4 protein-coding genes are annotated in these 4097 nt (G+C 61.8%); 2 read left to right on the forward strand and 2 right to left on the reverse strand.

The annotated features are described in order from the left end of the window. Positions 1–1034: 1034 nt before the first annotated feature. The gene (locus WAW17_RS04855; RefSeq protein ID WP_422331875.1) at positions 1035–1694 is read left to right on the forward strand and encodes a hypothetical protein; all 660 of its coding nucleotides are present in this window, start codon (positions 1035–1037) and stop codon (positions 1692–1694) included. A gap of 102 nt (positions 1695–1796) precedes the next feature. On the opposite strand, the gene WAW17_RS04860 is transcribed toward WAW17_RS04855, so the two are convergent. Together WAW17_RS04860 and WAW17_RS04865 are read right to left on the reverse strand one after the other, a co-directional pair. Next, positions 1797–2996: an XRE family transcriptional regulator gene (locus tag WAW17_RS04860; RefSeq protein ID WP_422331876.1), complete on the reverse strand. Its 1200-nt coding sequence runs from the start codon at positions 2994–2996 to the stop codon at positions 1797–1799. Next, on the reverse strand, positions 2993–3790 hold the full coding sequence (locus tag WAW17_RS04865; protein ID WP_422331877.1) for a hypothetical protein: 798 nt from the start codon (positions 3788–3790) through the stop codon (positions 2993–2995). The genes WAW17_RS04860 and WAW17_RS04865 overlap by 4 nt, the downstream gene beginning before the upstream one ends. A 179-nt stretch (positions 3791–3969) precedes the next feature. On the opposite strand from WAW17_RS04865, the gene WAW17_RS04870 reads away from it, so the two are divergent. Continuing rightward, positions 3970–4097: GntR family transcriptional regulator (locus WAW17_RS04870; RefSeq protein ID WP_422331878.1), on the forward strand; the 128-nt coding region annotated here is incomplete at its 3' end.

Consider the following 4097-nt stretch of genomic DNA (forward strand, 5'->3'; position numbering starts at 1 on the left):
TCCCGACATCGAGGAGTCGGGCGAATCGTCGTGTTGTGCATCGCGCTTCTGACCGCAGGAATATCAAAAGGCGTCTGCACTCACCGCAAACCCAGGAACCGCGTGCGGTCGACTTCTGAAACTGACAGCGGCCAATCGGATGGGGGAGTGATTTGGGTGTCCTGCAAGACGGTCGTCAAACAGGACCGGATCTCCTGTCCAGTTTCAGCAACCGGTGGGCGCCGAGCATGGCACCCGCGCCGCGAGCGAGGTGAGGATCACCAACCACACAGTCTTGCCGACGTTGGATAATCCGCAGATTGCTGAGACTCCGAGTACTACGTCGCCGCGAGCACATCATCTCAGCAGGGCGCCGAGTACAACCACGATGACGAAGGCTACCGCCAGCATCAGCCCACCAATTGGCGAGCTCGAATCGGCGAATAGAGGCTCGTCCTTGGTCCACTTCCACCGATTCGTCTTCACCACCCGATCAAACCGCGACGGATCCGGACATGGCAACGAGCTATCGCTCACAGGCTGAGCCAGGCTGGGAGTGTCCATAGGTTCTTCCCCCCAATGAACGTCACCCTCCGAGATCAACAGGGTGGCAAAGATGGAGTTCCTGGTCGGCCAACCGTCCCCTGTAGTCCAAGTGCGTAATCCGGTGGTCCATGAGGTGACGGAGTGCTGCACGGTGATGACGCCACCGTCGAGTCGGGGGCCGGGGCCACGCGGGCGGTTGTTGGTGGGTACACCCTGACGGGGGTAGACGAGGAAGGAACACGGCCTACGTCTCTGTCTCCCCACGGGTGGACGTGTGGTCGTCGAGTGGCGTTGACGCGGCAGTAGCTCATAGCTGACCGGCTCTGAGGATCTTCGTCTGTGTTGTTCGCCTGTGACCGGCTCTCGGAGGTGCCTCGGGAGCCGGGTCGCCCACCAAACGAAAAAAGGACCCCGCAGCGCAGGGTCCTTTTTCTTAATTCCTGTGTCCGCGGGGGGAGGCCGAAGCCCGCAAGTCCCACGACTCGTAGCGCTGAGTGTACGTTCTCCCAATGCCGTTTGCCAAGCCAACGAATGAAGCAGCGATCAGGACTGTGCTGAGCGCTCCGCGCTCGAGCACTTACGTCGCCGCTACCGGTGGCGACACGGCGAAGGCAGTCGATCTCTACGGGTGGAATGCACGTATCTCGGCTGCACTGATGCTTCCCTCGCACTTTGCTGAAGTGTCCACCCGCAACGCTGTTTCGGATGCACTCTCGACTGTCTATGGCCCGCAGTGGCCGTGGGACAACACGTTCGAAAAGAGCCTTCCCTGCCCAAATGGGCGGCCGTATAACCCGCAGCGCGACTTATGCCAGACGCGGCGCCGAGAGTCGACGACGGGGAAGGTGATCGCCGAGCTCAAGTTCGCTTTCTGGCAGGGCATGTTGACTGCGCGTCATGATGTGCGCATTTGGAATCATCAGATCCTCACACTGTTTCCGAATGCTGCGGGGATGACTGCTGAGCAGCTCCGCCGCCGGATCTATGACGATCTCGAGGCGATTCGGAAGTTGCGGAATCGGATTGCGCATCATGAGCCGATCTTCTCCCGCAATCTCGGCGACGATCTCATGCGAATACTCGAACTCATCGAGCTGCGCTCGACCCCCACGGCGGACTGGGTCTTTGCAATGGAGGAGGCAAGCAGCGTCCTCGCAGAACGGCCGTAGGACGCGCAGGCCGCCGATCGAGCAAGTCAACGACTCGTCGCAATCCCGTTACCGCTTGAGGATCGACGAGCTCTTGCTCAACCTGTTTACGGGACGCAACAGCTAGTCGTCGACCAGACGGAGTTCGGGCCGAGTGTCGGGCTCGCCCAGGAGGAGACGAAGCCGGGGCAGCTTGAGGGACAGCTCGGCGGCGAGTTCTTTGAGGGTCAAGCCGTGAGATTCGGCGAGCCCAAATGCTCGATTGAGGAGGACAGGTATTTCACCGGGGTAGCCGTCGACAGGCTCGGGACGGAAGAGGTTGAGCTTTCGGAGCTGGTTGAGGCGCTGATACGCCCGTCGATAGGTTGCCTCGGTGACAGCCCCCACTTCGCGGCATCGATAGATCAGCGAGTCCACAGACACGCCCCACTCCTTGCTCAGCTGTTCGAGTGCGTTGAGGTCGAGCCTGGCAGGCAGTTGTGGCGTGATCTGCTCAGAAGGGGTGAGTAGCTCGGCTGCGAACCGGTCGGCTTCCTTCTCCTGTTGCGGATCTCCGTGGGCTTCTTCACCGTGCATGACCAGGTGGCCGAGTTCGTGCGCGGCGGTAAACCGGTGCCGGTAGACGTCGTTGGCCCGGTCCGGGGTGAGAACGACGACGGGGCGATTCAGGTGAGAGGTTGAGAAGGCGTCGACAGTTGCCGTCGCCGTGCCGGCGAAGGGTGTGAGAGTGACGATGAGACCGTGGGTTTCCATGGTGCGGACCAAGTGAGCAATCGGTCCGGTCTGCAATCCCCAGTGTTTCCGGAGAAGCCGTGCCGCGGCTTCCGGTGCGGCTGGGTTCTCGGCGAGAGCGCCAGTATCGAGAACTGGCAGGTCCACCGCAGGTAACTGCACCCGCTTCTCCAACGCATGCGCCACCTCCCAGACCTGTTCGGTGTAGGCGATGGCCTTGTCTCGTTGGGTCGCCGGGGTCCGGCGGAGACTGCGGAAGTGAGCTGCCGAAGTGTCGAGCCTGGTGTAGGGCCGACCGGCGGAGAAGAACGGAGCAATGACGTCGAGAGTTACCGCGAGAAGGCCGATGTGGTCCGGTCGAGGGGTCGTCGTTCCTGCTTCCCACTGACTGACGGCAACCGGAGAAACATTGAGTTCCTCCGCCACGGCCTTCTTGGTGAGACCGGCGAGCCGCCGAGCCTGGGTCAACCGAGTGGGATCGAACGCCGCAGCTATCGCGGTCCACTCCTCCCGAGCGTCGGCCCGGTTCTGGGAGATAGAGGATTCGTCGAGCAGTGAAAGCTGCCCGTGCCTGCGGGGCTGGGGATTCACCCCTCATCACTTCCCGTCTTCGGGCGGTGGGCGGATTCATCAGTAACCGACGTGTCCACAGCGGTACGTGGTGCGAGTAAGAGGTCATCGAGCGGAGAGTCGTCGAACCGGTTGCCGCCCACCGTGAGGGGTGCTGCCAGCGTGAGGGCCGGACGCTGCTCGAGCGCCTCGAGGGTGGTGTTCAGCGGCTCCCAGTGGGGCCATTCGACTGCGCCGCTCGCCTCGTCGGCGAGTACGACCTCGCCGATACCCAGGCTGAACATGCCCGAGGGATTGCTTGCATATCCGATGGTCACCACACGTCCGAACTCGGAGATCTGGTCGATGAGGTCCTGCTCGTCTGCGAAGTCCTGCGGGTCTTCGTCGATCTGGTCGAAAGACAACTGGAATTCAGGATTCCGCGGTGCGAGCGTCAGTAGCGATCGCCGCAGCTCGGACAGCGGAGTCGGAAGTTTCGCGTCCTCGCGGCGTGTGCGCCCATCTACCGCGAACCGCCAGGGATAGAGCACTACCGCGGTCTCATCGAATACGACAAGGTCGTAGCGGCTGGTCACCTCGGTGGGCTTACGGGTTACGACGCCGGGAATGTGGGCTGTGCACGCAATCAGCTGTTCGTATTGAGCGACCTTGAGTGTGTTTCCGTAGGCATCGTTCGTTCGCAGCTCGCTGGCGATGTGGGCGGCCACCGACTGCTGGTGCGCGCGGCGCATCGCGAGGGGAATAGCGTGGAGGAACTCCTCAGTCGCGTCTCCGAATCGTTCCCGGACCCACGCTGAAGGTTTCGTTTCTGTCACCGAGAACATCCGCCTGCCTATTGTTTTCCCGCACGGTTACGGAATTAGACTTAACTTTACATCATCAATTGCGCATCACCCCGGGTGGCGCTGCGTGTCGCACGGGGTGCGGTCCGGGTGGGCGCCGAGCGCAACTTATCTCAAGTCATCACACAGAGTGCTATGGTGTTGACATGGCCATGTACCACGACCTCGCAGGCCGACTCCGTGAGCGCATCACGTCGGGAGAATGGGAACTGGGCACCAAGCTCCCCAGCATCAGCGAACTGCAAGACGAATACGGCATCCGCAGCCTGAACACCGTGCG

This window comes from Rhodococcus sp. (in: high G+C Gram-positive bacteria), from assembly GCF_049286785.1.
In the GTDB taxonomy this organism is placed as follows: domain Bacteria; phylum Actinomycetota; class Actinomycetes; order Mycobacteriales; family Mycobacteriaceae; genus Rhodococcus_F.

Excerpts from the sequence above, each read along its gene's own strand:
- WAW17_RS04855 (WP_422331875.1), top strand. The coding sequence starts at position 1,035 with ATGCCGTTTGCCAAGCCAACGAATGAAGCAGCGATCAGGACTGTGCTG.